Genomic DNA, 20612 nt, shown 5'->3' with positions numbered 1-20612 from the left:
ATCGACGCGTCGCATCCTTCTTAGGTTCTTGTCAAAAGGACTTGAATGGCGATCGCTTGTTCAAGGGGCTAACCTAAGAGCCCCCCTGCGCGCCTCAAGAACAAAACTGTAGGATTAGCGAAAGACAGAAACAAAGCATGTGGCTAGCAGGCTAACACTCAGTCCAGCAGATCGGGCTTGTCCTCCATGACAAACGATTTCACCTTTCAAGCCCTTTTCCTTTGACAGTGCGACGCCTTGCATCAACGACAAACTGCCTTAAACGTTCCCTTTGATATTGTTTGCAAAGCGCGGCCGGGTGAAAATGAAGTTTTCAAGTTCGATGTTGCCCAAGCCTACACTAAAAAAGGGGACAAACGTGTTGGACGTCTCGACAAGGATGAGTGTGTTCTGATCCGATATCGGGGGCAGGGCATCTTTGTATTGACCAATATTGGCGTCCGTCAGCTTTTCGGTGAAGCCACCGCGAATTGCAGACCAGTTTACCGAGTGGCTGTTGGAGGCCTCATCATAAAGAACTAACGAAATTCGGATTTTCAGATCGGTTTGATTGGCCACCATCAAGCTGAACATTTCTTCCATCGAGTCGATGTAAGTATTGTTGATTTCTCGGGTTTCGCGAGAAATCAGGTCACCAATCGTATGCGCTGCTTTGATGTTTGAGGCACTCTGCCTGTAGGCTTCGAAAAATGTGTACCCCGCCATGAGCGTCCAAAAGAGCATTGGAGTTATGATGACTGCCTCTAGGGCAATCGAGCCGTCTTCCCGTGCTCGGAATTGATTCGGGCGTCGCATTAGAAGTCGCTTGATCATGATACTAACTAGGCTCCTGCACGAAGACGGTTGTAGCGGTCAAGGCGTACTGGCCTTCTTCGTTGACCAATGCCTTGCTCATTGCGGATGTTGGAAAAATGGGGTTGATCTTGGCGCAGGCCCGAAGAACCATCAACTCGTTCTCGAGGCCGTTTTGAAAAGTTCGTACAGGGCGAGCCACTTCTGAGAGGTCAGTACAGTCGGGGACAGTTGGTACTGTGATAGCGGCAAACGGATCCTGCCGGATCATTTCCAGGCGCACGTTGGTTTCGCAATTGCTGATAAAACCGGCACGACTACAGATGAGAGCCTTGATTTCGTCGTGTTGTGGACTGACGCCGGTGTTCAGCCGGATGTCGCGCACTGTTAGATCGACGGCGCGCTCTAGTTGTGCGTGTTTCAAGGTTACAAAGCCAAGCTCTACCCCCGAAAGAACCAAAAACAAGATAGCCGGGAAGACGAGAGCAAACTCGACGGTCACGTTTCCATATTCATGGCAACGGAACCTAGCAAGAGCGGAAATCGACCTACGCATCATTGTGTCAACCTCAACATACGGACAGAGGATGCGATCGAGGTAAAGGCATCTGTGAGGTCAGGAGCCGACGCATCGTAATAATGACTGGCGGAGCTTGCGCAATTTTCCAGTACCTTTTTGCCGTTCGCCGGGGCGTTGACGCTGACACTAAAGACAATCACGCCTTCATCCTTGGCGGCCTTGCACACGTGTTTGGTGCGCTGATCCTTGGCGGTTGACTCTTTCTTGCTGAACGCACTGGCCTCCCATTGACCATAGGCACTTGGCGACTGGGTGAAAATGTTGTTCTCGATGTATTCCAACGACACGTTTTTCAGCAGCTGAACGTAGGACAATTGCACCGCTTTTCCCGGTTCGTCTTCATTCACGCATTCTGTTTTGCTGCCCTTTGTCGTACAACGCGAATTTCCATCGCCGTATGCGTGATCTTGCCAGCTATTGTCGTGCGGCCACCAGTACATGGGGGTGCCATTCGACTGATAGACCGAGAAGCGATCGGCGTCCTCATTGTACCATATATCCGACATCGTGGTGCGCATCGACGGGTTGAGCATGTGCTGGTCAGTATTGTCTCCGTCGGAAACCAGGATCAGAACCTTTAGGACGTTGCTGTTGTAAGGCAGAGGACGGTTGTCGAATGTTTCCGGAACGATACCGTCACCACCTTTGGCTACGGGGGTGGCAAGGCTCTCGATGACCGGCTGTGTACCGGGATCCAGCAGGATAAGACCCCAATTCGCGCCATTGTCCAGGCCCGAGTCCTCGTCAACAACCGGATTGGCGATCTTGGTGAGGCCGTCGACGTAGTCATGAAGCACGGTTTCATTGTTTTGGAATGGTAGGATCGCCGATCCAGCGCGGATTGGGCAGACAGGATGTTCAATCGGCTCTTTTGTCTCGGTGTAAGGGTCGAAATGAGCCGTTTGTTCCAGCACTCTGGTCAGAGAAAGATCAGGCTTGCTGAATTCGTTGTCGATAAAGTTGACACAGTGCGAGTGACCATGGAAACGGTCGAGGTTGTAGTATTTCAGCAAATCCGCGCCAGCGTTAACCTGGCTGGAATATGGGATCAGTGAGAAAGAAATCTCGTTGCTCCAACTCCCGTTTTTCGTTCCAATCTGTGAAATGATGCTTTTCGTAGCATTTTGCAGTGCTGGAAGGTCAATCGAGGTCGAAACGTCCATGGCAATTGAGATTTCGGCCAAACCGACGCTTTCCTCGGCAGTACTTGCCGCCGGGGCACTCAGTGTATCGACGCCGGAAAGGTGCATGAATTGGGTCGGAAACTCGGACAAGGCCGTCGCCGACACCTCACGATAACCAACGTCGTTGACCACATTGATGCTGGTCACATGTTCCAGAAGACCCGCCGTTTCTAGGTATGAACGAACGACAGATTCTGGTTCTCCCTTTTGATCAAGGTCCGCCGCGGCCAAAACAGACCTGTCCAGCGTGTACTGCAAGTCTGCACGTTTGTTCTCAAAGCGCATGTAATCAATGCCCATGCCCACCGTGGCGATGATGCACAAAAACATAAAGAGGGCGAAAATGGTAAGAGCACCACTCTCGTCACTGGCAAAATGTCGAACACCTTTCCGCGTGCGAACTGAAGGGGAAACGCAATTGCTTATTGATCTCTCGAAATCCATGGGCATGAGTTATCCTCTCTTGGCCGAGGGAACCGGCCACAAGATTGTTCTTAGTGAATACACCTCGACAAACGCAGGAAGTGCGATTGCGGAAACTCTTAACCGTAACAAATTTCAGCAACTTTCTGACCCGTAGAAATAAAGGCCAGCGGCGAGCTGCAACCGTCACCAATAAGCGTGTGGCTCAAAAACGGTCAAAATGTGGCGGCTCTTCGGTCATTGGGTGTGGTTATTTTTAATCGAAAATAATAGTGAGTTAATTTTGGGTTAAAGAATATAATTAGTGGTTTTAAAACAATTTATTGGAAGATATTTTATCTGCTCTCGACAGGCGAGGGAGAGAGCTGCGCCCGTTGTTAATCATGGTTAAAATCATGATAAGTTAATCGAAAAATGGCTTTATAAAATAGAAATAGGAAGAAACATTGGATTGGCTCGTCCAATATTGCAGCACTTTCTTCTATTGACCATTATTCCTTATTAAGAAGTTTGTCGCCAGCTATGTATCGATTCTGCCTTAGAAGACGCCTTTTCGCTCAGATGTACAATGGGGCCCCTCGCTTTTAGGCGCGACAACGAAAGATCACTCTGTTCGTCAGCTCTGTATGCCGAGCAATCATTCAATTGATTTTGGAGCTCTGCGCCGCAGCAAACGGCACCTATGTCCGCGTAGCAGTCATTGATGCTCTGTGCAGCGAATGGCTGCTCCGAGCCCATAGCGGACACATACGCATATTGCATTTCTTGGCCGTATCTACGGAAACCACAACCCATTGGGTGCATGATCACCAGCGCGATCGTCGCTTGGATGCTCCACTTGGCCTGAAAACTAGCCAACGAGGAATGCGGCGTGACGCCAAAGCAAAACAATCAGCATCAATCTGGATCAATTTATGCAGTTCTGAATTTCATCACGCAGGCAAGATATTGTGGTTTACCCTGAACAAGTTGGTGGGGTCGTATGTGCCCTTGATCCTAGAAAGCTTCTCACCGTTGTCCCCATATGCTCCTGCCATGTGGTCTGCTTCGTCCTCGGGCATAAAGTTGACATACGCACTTCCAGTCGCATGCGGTTGCATCTGGTCGTAAAGATCTCGCGCCCAAGCAATGCACTCGGCATCCTTGCTGGGATCCTCCCAACGCGTGTGAACATTCATGATGAAGTGAGCAGACCTTTGGGGATAAGCGGTAGAACCGGCCTCGACGCGCGCCATTGCTCCGCCCACATGGGCAATAAAAACTTCACACGCCGGGTCAGGAAGGCTGGAAATCGCTTCCAAGAGTCCTGAGATTGCATCCGAAGAAAGTGCATCGAAATCATGGCTCTTCCAGTAGTTCCTGGCGCCTGGCGTCAACAAAGGATCAAAGGCGGCCTGCCAGTCTACGAACATGTGGGGAGATATCACATCGGCGATTGGTTCACCTAGCGCGCGCAATGCCGCCATAGCTTTTTCACCTTCCTCCATCGACCCGCTATAGCAGGCTGCAAAGATCAACACCTCTCGCCCATGCCACTCAACTGGCAGGAACGGTAGAGGAGGCGCTTTTCGCATCACGCTCCAGACGGTCAGCTCATCCGGGGAATTGTCAGCAATCGTAGCAAATTCAGCGAGGAGCTCTGGCGCATTTTCTATCGGATGAACAATGAGGCCAGACAGGACATCGGGTCCTAGCTCATGCAGTTGGAATTCAAATGAGGTTACGACACCAAAGTTTCCACCCCCACCGCGGATAGCCCAGAAAAGTTCCGGGTGGCTTGTAGGGGATGCGGTTACAATGGCTCCGTCCGCAGTCACGACTTCCGCTGAGAGCAGGTTGTCGATCGTCATGCCAAATTTCCGGGTGGTCCATCCAAAACCGCCGCCAAGGGTAAGGCCCGCAATACCCGTGGTCGAGTTGATGCCAACAGGAACGGTAAGCCCATGCGCCTGGGTTTCACGATCCACATCTCCTAGCAGTGCACCCGGTCCAACCCGAGCAGTCTTGTTGACAGGATCTACGTGAACCGACCGCATTTGGGACAGATCGAGCATGACTGTTTCATCTGCGACAGCGTGCCCTGCAATCTGATGCCCACCCGACCGAACCGACATTACGAGGCCAGTGTCTCGTACGAAATTCACTGCCTTCTGCACATCGCTTGCCCCCAGAGCGCGGATCACGAAACCTGGGTAACGTTCGAACATGCTGTTCCACGTTGTTCTTGCGTCTTCGTATTCCGGGGTGCCTTTCTGGTAGACCCCGCCGCGAAGTGATGCATCAAGAGCGTCCAAGGTGTCTTGATGCACAATAGCTGTACTTCCGTCGAGTGTTTTCAGGTCAAACATGCGTAAGCCTCCCAATAGTCAGGTCAGGCTTCTTGCAGGGCTGCCTCAGCTAATTGCTATTTCCGTCGCGTTGTCTCGCGAAGTCGTTTCATTGAGGTGGGTAAAAATGGCTGCTGATCAGGCAAATATTGCCGGATCAATCCGATCCACAGGTGTTATGACATCGGCAGGAATATTCAGTCGCTCAGCCGCCTTTCTGAGGCTCTCCTCATCAGGGGCTTCGTACAAGCAGTATGTTTTGCGCTTATCTGCGCTGAGGAATGAAAAAATCCATTCGACGCCGACTTCGTCATTGATTTCTTTGATGTGAATTTTGTCATCTTCACTGACGTTTAGCTGCTCGGCAAAATTTCTTTCAATTATGTATCTAGGCATTAAGTCCCCCAAACAGTTTAAGTACCTTAACTCGCTACTCCTTCGAGCTTTGACCTTAGGGAAACCATACCCAATTTCTGCGAAATTGCCAACGCTTCCCCTTCCAGTTGAAACGCCTGTTCCACATCATTCGGGCGTCCCCGTCGCCTCAATGCGGATGCATAAGCCGCCTTGCTGTGAGCAATCCAGGGTGGGCATTTCATGCGCGTGTCAATTTCTATAGCCTTCTGGAACATCATATCTGTAGCATTCCAGTCTTTTAATACCGTGCCCAGACTGCCGAGGCGTCGCGCAGCTGCACCTGCGCATACTGTCGTTGCCCCTGCGGTGATCGTCAGCTCTTCGTACGGAGCCAGTATTTCATAGAGTTTCTTGGCATGTTCCTGATGCTCAATGGCGACACATATGTCGGCTAAATAGGATAGTGTCGTTGAATACATGGCGTCGAGTGGGAGATCGAAGCCATTGTCGGCCATTTCATTCAGTATACGTTCAGCACGTTCCTTGTACCCGAGCTCAGCTGCGATAAGGCCAAATCCTGGTTTCCACGAAATATCTTCGGGACTGTCCGTCATCAATTTCTTGATCACAGGTGCGACCTCGTGCAGCCGGTTTTGCTCGCGGCGGATAGTGAACATCTGAACCCCGTAGACGCCCTCAACATGCTCCCCATGGGTCTTTCGACCGATCTTCACGGCCTCGGTGGCGTGTTTTTCCGCTTGGCCAAAATCGCCGTCCATAATTGCAACCATGGCCTGTGCGTGTTTCTGAACCCAGTAGAGTTGCAAATGATTGTCCTTTTCCGAAATCTCGGTGAGCAAGCCCAGAGAATGGTCCATCAACTCACGGTCTGCCATCTCGGCACCTACAAACAAGCTGAGAGTCCGGTCTCGACCCTGATCGATACTGCCAAGATGCTCGGCCACACCATGCATAGCCTCCAGATTTTCGCGCCAATCGCGGGTTTCTCTTCCCTTACGCGCAACAAAGGGTGCCCCAAAATGCATCATCATTACTGAGAACTGGGATTTATAGTCGCCCAATTTTGCGGCCAGTTCCATGGATTGCTGGCCGAAGCGGGCACCTTCGGAAAACTGACCTACAAACATATGGGCGCGCGCAAGTTGGCTCATCAATCTGCACCGACGGACATCATCATCATCGGGCAAATCTTTCAGCGCATTATCGCAGAGTTCGATCGCCTCGCTGTGCCTTTCGCTGGACATCATGCATGAGTCAGCGAAGTGGTTGGCCGCGTCAGCGGCTAGTTCCACGTTGTGCACCGCCCGGGCCGCGTTGGAAGCGTCTTTAAGAACTGCTATGCCTTTAGGCAATTGGCCCAGGCTGTCATGGCTGCGGCCGACCAGGATTTTGCCTTTAATCAATTCTGTATTGGGGTCTGAGCCAAGTTTTTCAGCAGCTCTTAAAGTTTCCTTGGCGTTCGTCATCGCTTCTTGGCTGGCAGATCGCGCCAACGCCATTTCTGTCGCGGTCTGCCATTTTTCGAACGCGGCACTCCAGTCCTCAGCCTCTGAAAGGTGGCGCGCGACGAGTTCGGGGCGACGCTCGATCTCAGATGACCTTATCCCCATCAAGGCACGCGCTACGTCTGCGTGCTGTTGTTTCCGGGTTGAATTCAGCATGGATTGATAGGCGGTATCGCGAATAAGGGCGTGGCGGAAAACGAAATGCCCGCGATTGTGCCCACTTTCAAAGATCAAGCCTGTTCGAGAAAGTTCTTCGAGCCATTTGTTGATATCAGTTTCTTCAAGGCCCTTCGCGGCACATAATATGCTCGGCTCAAACTCCCGGCCAATAACCGATCCAGTAAGGGCGACCTGTTTAGCCTCTGGTGAAACTGCGTCGAGCCGCGCCATCAACGCGCCTTTCAATGACGATGGTATGTGGCCGTGCCCATGCTCGCCGGATTCGACAATGGCTCGGGTCACTTCTTCCACGAACAATGGAACCCCATCGGTTTTTTCAATTATTGTAGAGATCAGAGCGTCGTCCGGTCTCTTGCCTGTAATATTTTCGACAAGGTTTGAGACATGCGCAGAATCGAACCGGCGCAAAACCAGAGACTGAACGTGCGTGTCCCCACTATCACGGGTCAATTCCCACCCGGGTCTATGGGTTATCAGGATCATCAGAGGAAGATCGGTGCATATCGACTTAAACCGCTCCAACAAGGCTTGTGTGGAAGGATCGATCCAATGAGCATCCTCTACGCAAAGAATAACCGGGTGCACGCTTGCCCGTACCTGCACTGTGTGGATCAATGTTTGGATTGTTATGTCGCGCTGCTCTTGCGGTGACATCTCGAGCACCTTTTGGGCAAGCGCACTACGAGGTGCGACCAACGCTGCAAAGACAGGCAGAACTTGTTCCCAGTCCAACCCTGGTCGTCCTTCAAGCATTTTTCTGACATGCTCAAGGATCAGATTGTCATCAAAGTCGGGTTCAACACCCGCATCCTGGGATATTCGTTGGGCTACCGGATGAAAGGGGCTGCTGCTGAGATAGGGGGAACAGTTCAGCCTTATGACATCGACTTCGTCGTTTTCGGTGATTTCTGCAAGGAATTCCTCTGTAAGCCGCGACTTTCCTATTCCGGCTTCACCGGAGAGCAAAACAACGTCTCCGTGGCCATTCTGAGCACGTTGCCATGATTGCAGTAAAATTCCCTTTTCGTAGTTCCGCCCAACCATGACGCTGTCGACATCGTCTCGATGTGAGGCCCGAAACCGGCTTTCCGCACTGCGTTCTGACATCACTTTCTGCAGATTACGTGGTTCAGCAAACCCCTTGAGCTCTGCCTGCCCAAGAGATTTGAACTCGAATATCCGATGTAAAGCTGTCTCGGTTTCCTCAACTGACAAAACGACTGAGTTTGGCTCAGCATGTTCTTGAATCCGAGCCGCAAGGTTGACGACCGGACCAGTCATGGCCCCCTCCTCATATGTGTTTTCGCCAACGGTATCGCCGACCACAACATCACCGCTCGCAACTCCCAGTCTGACTGACAAAGGCTCTCCGTCAGGCGTTTTGAGTTCTTTGACACGGTGAACAGACTCAAGACTGGCTTTTACCGCCCGAATCGCGTGATCTTCGTAAGCCCGCGGCCATCCGAAAAACACGAGAAGACCATCGCCCAAGTACTTTGCAACGTAGCCACCATATCGGCTTACGGCTCCTGCAACGGCATCTTGGTAGTTCTGTAGCAAGTCCCGCATGTCTTCGGGATCAAAGCGATTCGTAAGTTCAGTCGAACCTACAAGATCGGCAAACACAACAGTTACATGACGCCTCTCTGCAGTAGGTGGTTCAACATGCTTTTGTTTGCGCAGATCATCACTTTGTGAATTGTCTGAGGTGGACGCTTGTTCGCCTTCGGGCGTTTTTTCACGAGCTGCTTGTGACGGGGAGGTTGCGTTCTGTTGGTCGACTAGCTCGTGAATTGCGGCAAGAATGATTTTGCGATGACCAAGGCTTACTCCGAGCTCTTTTAAGTCGTCGCCAGATAGTAGTGGCAGAACACGCGCATCGATATCGTTTTCCGCAAAAACATCTGCGTACTGACTCAGGTCGAGATCGTTTAACCATTTGTCTATTCCAGCCGACATCTTTGGATCATGCTGAGATACGCGACACTAATCAAGAAAACGCTTTCAAAATGAACTGACTATTCAATGAATGGCGTCTGTTTCATTTTTTCTTCAGGTCACTCTACAATTCCGGCTCTTGCCACCGTGTTCTAGATTTACACGACTGGCTGATTGGCTGCACTCGTTTGATGTTTTGCCTTTAAAGGCGACTTTGTCTCGCACACGAGACATCGAGTAACTTTCAACGAATGACGGCTCTGCGAGACGAAGCTACCTGACGCAGACGCAGCGAAGTTGCTTCAAACAGGTCGTACAACTTTATCAAAACACCCGGACCACACAGTTCCCTCGGGTCCAGACCCTCAGTGCCCCAGTATTCAGACCCATGAAACAACGACAAATAATTCATTGACTTGAAGCCCAGGCATCCCGATGGGTTCAGCTCAAATATCTCACTCCGGTATCTCGCAACTGAAACTGTCTGGGGAACTCGGATCGCCAGAGCCGTCATACGTCACAACGGTCGGGTGCGCACAGATGATCCGCCCGCCTTGACCGGTTGGCTCGCAGGTGACTGGATGGACATAAGCTGCATCCAAAAGCTCTGGTGCTACGCCAGTGTCCAGCCACTCTTCCAGCGCAGCGATGTAGTTGGTAGCGTCCGGCCCAGGCCCGTTCTGGCAAAGAGTTACACCCAAACCTGCCGTTGTTCAACTTCCGGTGAAGGTCCAGTTTTAGGCGTGTAAACCCGCCACCAACAAATCATTTAGACAGATTGAATTGGTTCCAATTGCTTCCGCTAGAGCTACAAGCGGCAAGTATCGAATTGAAGCGTCTGGCAATCCAGTTCCTAGTCAGATGGGATGCTAAACTAACTGTGAGAAACGCTGAATACGACGAGTTGTTTCTCGTAGCCTTTAAATCTGCGGCTACCGAGTGAGACCAACGAAAACTTTTCACGCGCAGCCTCCGCCAAAACTGGATCGAGGAGGATTTGATCATTTTCAGCAGATGAACACAGTCTCGAAGCCAAATTCACGACATTGCCGATGGCAGTGTATTCGACGCGTCCCTCATACCCAATTCGACCGACCGTTGCCTGGCCGGTCGCAAGTCCAACTCCGAACCCGAGTTCATAACCGCAGGAACGCCACTGGGAGACGAGCCTTTGAACTTCCGTCTGCATGTCGATTGCCATGTCCACCGCACGTATTGCTGGCTGTGCACATCGTACCGGCGCATTTAAAAGTATCATCAGCCCGTCTCCCGAAAAATTCGTCAACGTGGCCTCATAGCGTGTGATTATGGAGCCGAGTGTCTCATGGTAATCAGATAACACCCGCATTATCTCGTCAGGTTCTGATCTGGCTGAGAAAGCGGTAAAGCCGCGAAGGTCGCAAAAGACGACGACAACTTCCGCTCGCTGTCCTGCAAGCACGCTTTCATCTCCTGACTTTTCAACTAACTCGGCGACTTGCGGCGCGAGGAAGCGCTTCAGCCTAGCGATCCGTTCTGATCGTTCTTGAGATACAGCGAGTTCGCTGGCCATAAGATTGAACCGGTTCGCGAGCAGTTCCAGTTCATCGCCCGTGGCGATTTCAATGCGATAGCCAAAATCGCCGGCGCCGATGTGGTCAGCGCCTTTTTCTAGTTTGCCAATGGGACCGGCCATGCGCCGAGCGAGCCAATAGGCAATCAAAGCGGAGAACGCGGCGGCTGCAAGCAGCAGCCCTGCTGTACGCAACAAGGCAGAATAGATCGGTGCAAATGCTTCAGACAGTGGTTGCTCGACGAAAACCACCCATCCTGCTCCCGAGACGGCCGACATAGTAATTAAGACAGTTCCATCGAACGTGTCTTTTGCGACGACGGCATTTCCTTCCGCCTCATCAATTTTCCGTTGCAAATCGCGCATGGCGAGCAAGGTCACATCATCAGTGCCGCGCAGAACACGACTGATGTCAGGGTGTGCGACAAGCTTATAGGTTTCATCCAAAATAAAGGCTTGGCCGCTATTTCCCACTTGAATGGCCGATATTACATCCCAGATGAGTTTTAGATTGATCTCGGCGATCACGACGCCGGCAGACTTGCGATTGCCGGCCAGACCGATTGTCATGTGCGGCTCTGACTCTTGGTGATAGATGACCGGACCGTACCATAACTGTGCGGACCGCGCTCCAGATACCGCTGGATCACTGGACCGATCAATCCCACTCGCGATTCTGTTCAGTTCGATCCGGGAGACGAAGAGTTGTTCAATACCGTTACCATCTATGAGCGTGATGCTCACGACAGCTGGAACCTGGCGTAGAACTCCCAAAGCATCGAATCTGTGTTGATCGAGAGTTTCTGCTGACCAGTTTAGCCGAACGGTCCAACTGAGTTGGTTTTCGATAGTTTCGAGAAATGCATCAATCCGGGCGGCCGCTGAATTCGCCTCCGTCCGCAAAAGTGAGTTAAGCAAGGCGCGTTGGTCGCGATAGCCGAACCATGCGTCGCTCACTCCAGTTGTTAGAAGCGGAACACTGACAGCAACAAACAAAACAAAGAAGTATTTCCGGAACAGAGACCGACGTGGTTTGCCGCGCTTACCTTCCACGGCTACGCTGCACCAATCGAAGCAAATGCCCTGCAGTTGAGCTTCATTCGATCACCTCGTCCGCCAGAAGTAACAACCCTTGCGGCACGTCTACACCAAGGGTCTCTGCCGTCTTCAGGTTGATCGACAGGCTGAAAGTAGTTGGTTGCTCAATTGGCAAGTCGCCCGGATTTGCACCGCGCAAGATTTGGTCCACGTAGAAGGCGAGCCGATGGATCATCGTGTAATAATCCGAAGAATAGGCCATCAAAAAGCCAACTGGCGTGAACCAACCACCCCACCCCATCGACGGCAGACCATGATCCAGAGAGAGTTCGGCAATCTTTGTAGCTTGATTAGCAAGCATCAAGTCGGGCAGCACGAAGACTGCCTGGGCGCCGTCGGCTTTCATCTGCGAGAACGCCTCCACTATATCGTCAGGTTCACGAACTTGGTATATCGTCGCAGTGATACCTAGCCGTGAAGCGGCCCGTTTCGCATCCTCTTCAAAAGGCATGTAAGCCACGTTCGGATTGGCGAGGACGCCGACATTTGTCAGTTCTGGAAGCAACTCTACCAGTAGTTCCAGCCGCTTGGCGGTGAGTTCTGTGGCATAGTAGGTGACGCCCGTAACGTTACCTCCCGGATTCGCAAGACTCTGTGCCAGACCTCCGTCTACCGGATCGCCACTGATGATCATCACCATCGGGATAGTGGACGTTTCGGTGCGCACGGCGCGGGCCACCGGCTCCGAGTCCCCGACAATGACATCCAATGGAAGTTGCGCGAGATCGGCCGCTGCCGATGTTAGTCCTTCGTAACTTTTGCCTGCACTCCGGCACTCAATCAAGACAGATTCGCCTGGCTCGTATCCGAGCTCGCCCAGCCCTCGCAAGAAGGGACCAGAGCTATTCGACAGCCACGCCTCTTCACACGCCGACCAGGTTAGCAAACCGATCCGAGGAATCGTTTCTGTGTCAGACTGACCGACTGCGCCGCAGGGCAAAGCCACAATCAGTGCGCTTATCCAATGAAGAAATTTTTGACTGATTGGCCTCATAGATTCGAATCCCACGTGCGTCTTTTTCCGCCAGTTGCCGACGTTCAAAAAACATTGTGCTCTTGCGTGGCCGGTCAACCCAGCAATCGAAACAAATTTGTAGTTTAAGCTAACCGAGACCACCGTCTTTTGAAAGTGACGTGGTTTCAAGTATCCTCGAAGCAACGCGATAGTTGACCGTCTGGTAAGTCCGCGTCTGTTGAGTTCGAGCATGGTGCAGCGAAAGTCGGTGTTTCTCGATCCAGTCTTTCGTCCAGTGCGCGGCGAAAGTGTTGGGAGAGCCCTATGCGGAAGTTGCCCGCCCAGTAAGCCACCAGGTCTTAACCTCGCCCATACCCTTCACTTCAATGGTTCCGCGTTCTTCGAAAGTATATTCGGTCTTTAGTTCTTCGTGGGCCAGACCAGTTAACTGAATGCGGCCCGGTTCGCCGTGGCTCTCCATTCGGCTTGCAATGTTCACAGTTTCGCCCCAGACATCATAAAAAAGTTTTTTGGTCCCGATTACCCCCGCAATGGCGGGGCCGGCATGCAAGCCAATACGTAGCTGCAACCCGTCGGTAAACTCGGGCGACATGTCTTGCACGGCGGCCTGCATGTCGAGCGCCATCTCGGCGATGCACTGAACCGGGTCGCCCACGGGAGAAGGCGTCCCCGCGGCAACCATGTAGGCGTCGCCAATGGTCTTGATCTTTTCCAGCTTATGTTTTGCCGCAAGGTGGTCGAAAGTGGAAAAGATACGGTTGAGGAAGCTTACAAGATCGGTCGGTGCCATCCGGGCTGAGCACTGGGTGAAACCGACGATGTCGGCATATAAGATCGCAATGTGATCGAGGCTGTCAGCGATGATCTGATCCGGTGCGTCTTTGAGGCGTCCCGCGATTTCAGTCGGAAGCAAGTTGTAGAGAAGGTCTTCGGAACGGGCATGTTCGGCCTCCAGCGCATCGTCCGACTTGCGCATCTCTGTAACAAAGAAAGCGGTAGTCGCCGCTAGGATCAACAGCAATAAAGCTGCATTCAATATTGCCATACCCGTTTCGCTTCCGACGACAATAGTTCCGGGAAGCTGATCTCGCAAAGCCGTGCAAGCCAGATATGCCAAGCCGGAAAGGGCCGCAAAGCTATTCGCCGCGTGTCGGGCCGACCTAGGAAAGACAAGGTAGGGGATGACTGTCCCAAGCAAGAAGAACTGATGCGCACCCGAGGCATATCCAAAGGTCAATGCAACAAATAACATGTGCAATAGAAAGACTGTCGAAATCAAAAGTGCAGCGGCACCGTGCCTGTTGCGACGAAGCAGGAGCAGAGCAAGCAAAAACAAGACACTGACGATAGCGTTTTCGACAGTAACAAACCTCTCTCCCACGAAGACATTAGCTACAGTCCATATGGCGTTTGCCATAAAACCAAGAAGCGCCACAATATTCGCGGCTCGCGTGTGCTTGGCATCTCGAATTTCACTCAGAAGTACCCGCATGATTTCCGCCTCTCAGGCATTTTGTGGCTTGGCTGAATGATCCGACACAAATGTTCAGTTACACAAGACCAATAGGTCCGCATTGTCCCGCTCAGCAGACCTTGATGCCGTCTGACGCGACACGAAGACCCACGCAAACCGTCGGATGACCGCTGTGAGCCCAGTTTGACCGATGCTGCAATACGCATGGATGTCTGGTCACAGATTTTGCAAGGATGATGTTGATTGAGCGTTTTACATGGTTGGATCTTAGGCAGACCTGGATTTGTTCATTTTCCGGTGTTGTCGAACTGATAACCAGGAATAGAAAGCATAGCCAATCCGGAGAAATTGGGGGTAACGCAATCCCACGCGGTACAAGCGAAAGGCGTCAATCATTGATTTCTCTAACTATAAAAAATGCCCCCAGACTTGGGGGCGAGAGTTTTAGGAGGAGCGATTATTAGGGATGTCTTATTGTGGATGTACAACCAAAGTGCCGGACTTCATGGCGACGATCAGTTTGTTGACTTCATCCACAACGCCGACCGGGATATCTGGGTGGAACGACCCGATCCGCATGGCCAGTTCATTGCCCACATCCGCCCGGTAGAGCGCACCTTCCAGTTTTCCAGCAGCTGCCAGTTCCAGGTAAGACCGCATGTTGCCTCGGACATCCAGAATAGCGGACTGCAGGATTTCCGGCCATTCGTTGATCGCATCACGATAGATGCCGATGCCATAAACGCCTTTTTCCTGAACGGCCTGCATGGAACCCAGCGTTGCGCTGTCCATTGTCGGCCAGACGACATCGGCGCCTTGGGAAATTTGGTTCAAAGCAGCTTCCTTGCCCTTGGCGATGTCATCCCAGTCGCCAGTCCAGGTAACCAGAACTCGGATCTCCGGATTGGCCGCTTTGGCGCCCGCTTCGTAGCCGGCGACCGTGTCGGTCGTGAATTTGAACTGCTGCGCGGCGATGATGCCGATGGTGCCTGTGTCTGACATAGAGCCTGCGACGTAGCCCATCAGATAAGCGATTTGGCTGAAATAGAAATCCGCGTTGGCAATGTTGTCTTTGGTGCCCAGTCCGTTGTTCACCATGAACATGGTTTCCGGGAAGCGTGCTGCGACACGTTCCACTGCGTCCTGGAATTCTCCGCCGTGACCGATCACAAGGTCATACCCCCGGCGTGCGTAGTCGCTCAGGACTTCGATTTGTTCCGGCTGATGCACGCTTTCGGAAAAAGCGGCTTCAAAGCCAAGCACTTCACCTGCCTTGGTGAGACCTTCGAATCCGGCCTGGTTCCAGCCATTATCAGAAATCGATCCGGGCATAACGATCGCGGCGCGTTCGATCCCCTCAGCGGCCGCGGGCCCGGCCAACATCAGTGCCGCAAACCCCGCCAATAGTTTGGACTTCAATTGCATTGTTGTTCTCCCATATTGGATATGTGTTTTCAGGGTGACGGGAGGATCGCGACGTGAAAAACGATGGTTTCTCACGTCACGGCTGAGATTTATCGATGCTCTCGGTCGTAGGGCAGTCCGACGCTTGCAGGTGCGCTGGCCTTGGCGCCGAGGACCACGAGTGCGATGAGCGATGCGAGGTAAGGCAAGATCAGGAAGAGCTGATAGGGAATCTCTGGCGAGGTGAATTGCAGTTTGAATTGCACCGCATCACAGAAGCCGAAGAAAAGCGCCGCGCAGATCGCGCCGATGGGCGACCAACGTCCTAAGATGATTGCCGCAAGCGCAATGAAGCCTTTGCCCGCGCTCATGCCTTCCGCAAACACATAGACTTGCGACAAGACCAGATGCACTCCGGCCAGCGCCGCGAGGGCTCCGCTGACTGCAATCGCGAGATATTGCATGCGAAAGACAGGAACCCCGGCCAAGTCCGCGGCCTTCGGGTTTTCGCCAACGGCGCGTAGGTCCAGACCCTTGTGGGATTTCATCAGCCAGAACCAGGCTGCTATTGCCAATCCGATCAATAGGTAGAACAGCGGATCCTGGGAAAACAGGGACGGGCCAACGACGGGAAAATCTGACAAGAAGGGAATATTGATCTGCGAGAACCCATTTACCCGCGCCCCTCCGGCCTGAGCCCCGAATATCTGACGGGACAGAAAAGCTGTGAGTCCGGCCAGCAGCAGGTTGAGCGCGATACCGCCAACCAGCTGGTTGATGCGCAGCCGGATCGACATATACCCAAGTAGCAGGCCTGAGATCAGGCCGCAAATGATCCCGCATCCGAGCCCGATCATGGCGGAGCCCGTTGCGAAAGAACCAGCAGCGGCGCCAAGCGCTCCGGCGAGGATCTGACCTTCGAGGCCGATGTTGTACAGCCCGCCACGTTCCGCAATCACCCCGCCAAGGGCAGCAAAAGCAATTGGCGTACCCAATCGGGCGGTTCCGGCAAGGACGTCGCCCAGCAAAACAAGATCAATCATAGCCTATGCCTCTTTCTTTTGGCGTTGTGTTTGGCGGCGCAGCCGCAGGTTTTTTGCCAGGGGTTTCAGAATGGATGTTGACCTGGTTCGCGGTGTCACGAGGGCGGCGGCGACCAGAACCACAACGAGCCCCTCGACCACTTCGATGACGGAACTGTCGACCCCGACGGCACGTTGCATCGTTCCCGCGCCGGCAGAAAGCCCGGCAAGGAACAGCGCGGTCAAAGGCGCGACAATTGGGTTAAGAGCCGCAAGGAAGGCGACGACAATTCCGTCATAGCCGTAGCCATCGCTAAACAGGTGGAACAGGCGGTACTTCAACCCGATTACCTCAATTGCGCCGGCCATGCCTGCAAGGCTGCCGCCAATCAACATGGCGCGGATGACGGTCTTTTTCTGGTCCACACCGGCATAGGTCGCAGCGCGGGCATTGCGCCCCACAAGGTCCAGTTGGAAGCCCGATGGCGTAAAGCGCAGCCAGAAATACAAGATAACCGTCATGGCTAGCCCGAATACAAAGCCCACATGGGTATCAGATCGCGGCATCAGAATAGGCAGGCGATAGGCTTCTGAGACTTCCTCTGAATAAGGATATGGCGCGCCTTCGGCCAATAGCGGCCCGGCCACGGCGTAGCTGACGATGTGGATCGCAATGAAGTTCATCAGCAGCGTTACAATCACCTCATTCGTGCCCCGATAGGCTTTGAGATACGCGGGAATTGCCGCCCAGAACGCCCCGCCGCCGGCGGCGGCGATAAATATCAGTGGCACGCCCAATAGACCGGGCAGATCGGGGATCGCCAAAGCAAAGACGGTGCCGAACAACCCACCAATATAGATCTGCCCCTCGCCACCGATGTTGAACACACCGGCGCGCATCGGAATGATCACGGCCAGCCCTGCTAGAAGCATCGGCGAGGCTTTGACCAAAGTATTGGAGAAACCCCAGTAATTCAGGAAGGATTCCAGAAACAGAACCTTATAGGCCTCAAACGGGTTGTGCCCGTCGAGCAGGATTAGCACGCCGCCAAAGCTCAGCGCTAAAAGTAAAGCAATCGCAATCCGGCGTTGCATGATAAATCTGTTCATTGTACCTCCTCCGGCGATGCGGTCATCAAGAGCCCGATGTCTTGAAGAGTTGTGTTTTCTGGATCGACAACACCCGTGATCCGGCCAAAGGCCATCACGGCGACGCGGTCAGAGATGTCGAGCACATGTTCAAGTTCAGTGGAGATATAGAGAACCCCCACTCCGCTTTGGGCGACGGCACGGATCTGGTTCTGAACAAATTTTGTTGCGCCGACATCAAGCCCTTTAGTCGGCTGTACGACGACCAAAAGATTGCGCGCCCGGGCCACTTCGCGGGCCAGAACGATCTTTTGTTGATTGCCACCGGATAGAGCCGAGGCGTTCAATTTTGGGTCAGGGGGCCTAATGTCAAAGGCCGCGACCACGTCGCTTGCGATCTCGTGCATCGCGCGCCGGGAAATCAGACCGCCAGAAATGAACCTGTCTTCGCCAATGGATCGAAAGGCTATATTTTCTTCGACACTGAGCGACAGGACCAAGCCTTCGGCATGGCGGTCCTCGGGAACGAAGCCTATGCCATCTGCAATGCGCGAAGCGATGGAGGCGCTTGATATCTCCGTGCTATTAAGGTGGATGGCGCCGCTGGTTTGCCTTTTTAGGCCGGTGATCACCTCGCTCAACTCCGTCTGGCCATTGCCGTCGATCCCTGCGATTCCAAGGATTTCGCCAGCCTTCACGGAAAGGGTCAGATCCCGCAGGATTTCCGCGCCGCCTGGATCCATCAGGCAGACATCAGAGACAACCAGAGCGTCCGATGCTGAGCTGGTGTCGTTGCGCGTTCTTTTGGCCTTGGGCGTCTCGACCGTTTCGCCGGTCGGCTTGTCTCCCATCATAAGCGCTGACATTTGGGCCATGGGCGTGGTCGCAACCGGAAGAATTCCCTCGACACGCCCATGGCGCATTATCATGACGCGATCGGCAATTTTGCGGATTTCATCGAGCTTGTGGCTGATGAAAAAGACGAGGCAGCCGTTGGCAACTAGCTTGCGCACCCCTTTGAGAAACGGCGCGACTTCGGTCGGGGCAAGAACGCTGGTGGGTTCATCCAGGATCAGGATCGATACATCGCGAAACAGCGCCTTAAGGATCTCCACCCTTTGCTTCATGCCCACAGGCATTTCCGTGACGCGGATGTCGAAATCGACGCTAAAGTCAAAGTCGCTACAAAGCTGCCGAATGCGCGCCCGCGCTTCGGCACCCCTCTTTGTGCTGGGTAAGCCGATCAAAATGTTCTCTTCGGCGGTCATTGCGCCGACCAGGCTGAAATGCTGGTGGATCATGCCGATCCCATACTCAATAGCTTTTGCTGGGCTGGTCACCGAAACAGGTGTTCCGCCCAGTTTGATTTCACCGCTATCGGGCTGATACAGACCGATCAAAACGCTTGCGAACGTGGTTTTCCCCGCTCCGTTCTCGCCCAAAATCGCAATGCACTCGCCCTTCGAGGCCAGCAGATTGACGTTGTGCAATGCACGAACGGCGCCAAACGACTTGTCGATGCCGGTGACTTTAAAAAATGGATCCAAGACAACCTCCCAACTTTCACGCAAATTCAAGAGAGAATGCCCTATCTTCTCAAATTAGATGTTTTCACCTCACGGCTGAGAATTTCGCCCACATGTGAACTGGTAATCGGGTTAAAGTGGAGCGACGAAATAGCATCGCATCAGGAGAGAAAAGCCGCGCGTTATGGCGAAGATACCGTCGTTGAAAAGTATTCAGGCCTTCGAAGCGGCCTGCCGGCATCTGAGTTTCAAGGATGCCGCCGATGAACTATGCGTCACTCCGACTGCCATTTCCCATCAGATTAAATCGCTGGAGGATCAACTTGGGGTGCCCCTGTTTCACCGGCTGACCCGCGCCTTGAAACTGACGGAGGATGGGGCCAACTACGCGCCCCACATCATTGAGGCCTTCAAAAACATTGAAGCCGCCTCTCTCGCGCTGGAGGAAGACGACCTTGCGGGCACATTGACAATCTCAACAACCGGGTCTTTTGCCGCCAATTGGCTTAGCCCGCGGCTGCGAGGCTTTTACGAGAAATACCCGGATATCTCGGTAAGGGTTCTGTCTAGTGACCAACTGGTGGATTTCAAATCCAGCGATGTGGATGTGGCTATTCGGTATGGCTTTGGCGATTATCCTGACAGCAATGTGGCTTGGGTCTTGAATGACTGGGTGGCCCCTGTCTGTAGCGTGGAAAAGGCGAAGTCACTGGGTTCCCCCGAAGATCTTCTGAAGTCTCGTCTGATCGAATACCAATGGAGCGGGTTTTCTGATGCGGATCCGAGTTGGGAGCGATGGATGGACGCGGCTGGCTTGCAAACTAGTGACGTCGAGCCCTATGTCACCTATTCCGAGGAACACATCTGCTTGCTGACGGCAAGCGATGGTCATGGTGTGGCCTTGGTCAGCCTTTTGGCCGCCGCGCGTTTTCTGGAACGCAATATGCTGGTCGCCCCCTTTGACGCGGCATTGAAGAACAAGAGCTATTTTCTCGTCTGCCCGGAAACTTACGCCAATCGTGCACGCGTTCGTGTGTTCCGGGAATGGCTATTGGACCAAGCAGATGAGTTTCGCGACAGCGTCGTCGGTCAAAGGTTTTTTGAAGAATAGCGCGTCTGCAACGATCTAATCCGTCGCTTGAATTTTTGTCATTTCTAAATTGC

At 53.0% G+C, this 20612-nt stretch carries 15 protein-coding genes; 1 reads left to right on the top strand and 14 read right to left on the bottom strand.

Annotated elements, in window-relative coordinates; translation table 11 throughout:
• Positions 1-258 precede the first annotated feature (258 nt).
• From ACR0B8_RS08180 to ACR0B8_RS08115, 14 genes are all read right to left on the bottom strand, one after another.
• Positions 259-813: a TadE/TadG family type IV pilus assembly protein gene (locus ACR0B8_RS08180; RefSeq protein WP_170397597.1), complete on the bottom strand. Its 555-nt coding sequence runs from the start codon at positions 811-813 to the stop codon at positions 259-261.
• A gap of 4 nt (positions 814-817) precedes the next feature.
• Entirely contained in the window at positions 818-1294 is a 477-nt protein-coding gene (locus ACR0B8_RS08175; RefSeq protein WP_319003461.1) for a TadE/TadG family type IV pilus assembly protein, read from the bottom strand.
• Positions 1295-1347: 53 nt separating this feature from the next.
• Complete coding sequence (locus ACR0B8_RS08170; protein ID WP_170507026.1) at positions 1348-3006, bottom strand: TadE/TadG family type IV pilus assembly protein; 1659 nt, start codon at positions 3004-3006, stop codon at positions 1348-1350.
• A 905-nt stretch (positions 3007-3911) separates the two neighbouring features.
• Positions 3912-5327: an FAD-binding oxidoreductase gene (locus ACR0B8_RS08165; RefSeq protein ID WP_480658428.1), complete on the bottom strand. Its 1416-nt coding sequence runs from the start codon at positions 5325-5327 to the stop codon at positions 3912-3914.
• Between the two features lie 117 nt (positions 5328-5444).
• Positions 5445-5702: a DUF4242 domain-containing protein gene (locus ACR0B8_RS08160; RefSeq protein ID WP_010443373.1), complete on the bottom strand. Its 258-nt coding sequence runs from the start codon at positions 5700-5702 to the stop codon at positions 5445-5447.
• 26 nt (positions 5703-5728) lie between these two features.
• On the bottom strand, positions 5729-9328 hold the full coding sequence (locus ACR0B8_RS08155) for an adenylate/guanylate cyclase domain-containing protein (protein ID WP_226688839.1): 3600 nt from the start codon (positions 9326-9328) through the stop codon (positions 5729-5731).
• Positions 9329-9762: 434 nt separating this feature from the next.
• Complete coding sequence (locus ACR0B8_RS08150) at positions 9763-10008, bottom strand: hypothetical protein (protein WP_480658430.1); 246 nt, start codon at positions 10006-10008, stop codon at positions 9763-9765.
• Positions 10009-10181: 173 nt separating this feature from the next.
• Positions 10182-11912 (bottom strand): cache domain-containing protein, encoded by a 1731-nt coding sequence (locus ACR0B8_RS08145; RefSeq protein WP_226688837.1) that lies wholly within the window; start codon positions 11910-11912, stop codon positions 10182-10184.
• A 43-nt stretch (positions 11913-11955) separates the two neighbouring features.
• Positions 11956-13101 (bottom strand): ABC transporter substrate-binding protein, encoded by a 1146-nt coding sequence (locus ACR0B8_RS08140; protein ID WP_217354387.1) that lies wholly within the window; start codon positions 13099-13101, stop codon positions 11956-11958.
• 133 nt (positions 13102-13234) lie between these two features.
• On the bottom strand, positions 13235-14425 hold the full coding sequence (locus ACR0B8_RS08135; protein WP_226688836.1) for an adenylate/guanylate cyclase domain-containing protein: 1191 nt from the start codon (positions 14423-14425) through the stop codon (positions 13235-13237).
• Positions 14426-14878: 453 nt separating this feature from the next.
• On the bottom strand, positions 14879-15832 hold the full coding sequence (locus tag ACR0B8_RS08130; protein WP_226688835.1) for a BMP family protein: 954 nt from the start codon (positions 15830-15832) through the stop codon (positions 14879-14881).
• A gap of 89 nt (positions 15833-15921) precedes the next feature.
• Positions 15922-16854: an ABC transporter permease gene (locus ACR0B8_RS08125; RefSeq protein WP_226688834.1), complete on the bottom strand. Its 933-nt coding sequence runs from the start codon at positions 16852-16854 to the stop codon at positions 15922-15924.
• Between the two features lie 3 nt (positions 16855-16857).
• Positions 16858-17943: an ABC transporter permease gene (locus ACR0B8_RS08120; protein ID WP_226688833.1), complete on the bottom strand. Its 1086-nt coding sequence runs from the start codon at positions 17941-17943 to the stop codon at positions 16858-16860.
• Entirely contained in the window at positions 17940-19469 is a 1530-nt protein-coding gene (locus tag ACR0B8_RS08115) for an ABC transporter ATP-binding protein (RefSeq protein WP_226688832.1), read from the bottom strand. Before ACR0B8_RS08115 ends, ACR0B8_RS08120 begins: the two co-directional genes overlap by 4 nt.
• 163 nt (positions 19470-19632) lie before the next feature.
• Here ACR0B8_RS08115 and gcvA point away from each other — a divergent pair, with 163 nt between their 5' ends.
• A complete protein-coding gene (gene gcvA, locus ACR0B8_RS08110) occupies positions 19633-20559 on the top strand; it encodes a transcriptional regulator GcvA (RefSeq protein ID WP_170348315.1) in 927 nt (308 codons plus the stop codon).
• The last annotated feature ends 53 nt before the right edge of the window (positions 20560-20612 follow it).

The organism is Ruegeria sp. BH6 (assembly GCF_056538105.1).
This window is presented reverse-complemented; position numbering and strand designations above follow the sequence as displayed.

Excerpts from the sequence above, each read along its gene's own strand:
- ACR0B8_RS08160 (WP_010443373.1), bottom strand. The coding sequence starts at position 5,702 with ATGCCTAGATACATAATTGAAAGAAATTTTGCCGAGCAGCTAAACGTC.
- ACR0B8_RS08170 (WP_170507026.1), bottom strand. The coding sequence starts at position 3,006 with ATGCCCATGGATTTCGAGAGATCAATAAGCAATTGCGTTTCCCCTTCA.
- ACR0B8_RS08120 (WP_226688833.1), bottom strand. The coding sequence starts at position 17,943 with ATGAACAGATTTATCATGCAACGCCGGATTGCGATTGCTTTACTTTTA.
- ACR0B8_RS08130 (WP_226688835.1), bottom strand. The coding sequence starts at position 15,832 with ATGCAATTGAAGTCCAAACTATTGGCGGGGTTTGCGGCACTGATGTTG.
- ACR0B8_RS08135 (WP_226688836.1), bottom strand. The coding sequence starts at position 14,425 with ATGCGGGTACTTCTGAGTGAAATTCGAGATGCCAAGCACACGCGAGCC.
- ACR0B8_RS08165 (WP_480658428.1), bottom strand. The coding sequence starts at position 5,327 with ATGTTTGACCTGAAAACACTCGACGGAAGTACAGCTATTGTGCATCAA.
- gcvA (WP_170348315.1), top strand. The coding sequence starts at position 19,633 with ATGGCGAAGATACCGTCGTTGAAAAGTATTCAGGCCTTCGAAGCGGCC.
- ACR0B8_RS08180 (WP_170397597.1), bottom strand. The coding sequence starts at position 813 with ATGATCAAGCGACTTCTAATGCGACGCCCGAATCAATTCCGAGCACGG.
- ACR0B8_RS08155 (WP_226688839.1), bottom strand. The coding sequence starts at position 9,328 with ATGTCGGCTGGAATAGACAAATGGTTAAACGATCTCGACCTGAGTCAG.
- ACR0B8_RS08125 (WP_226688834.1), bottom strand. The coding sequence starts at position 16,854 with ATGATTGATCTTGTTTTGCTGGGCGACGTCCTTGCCGGAACCGCCCGA.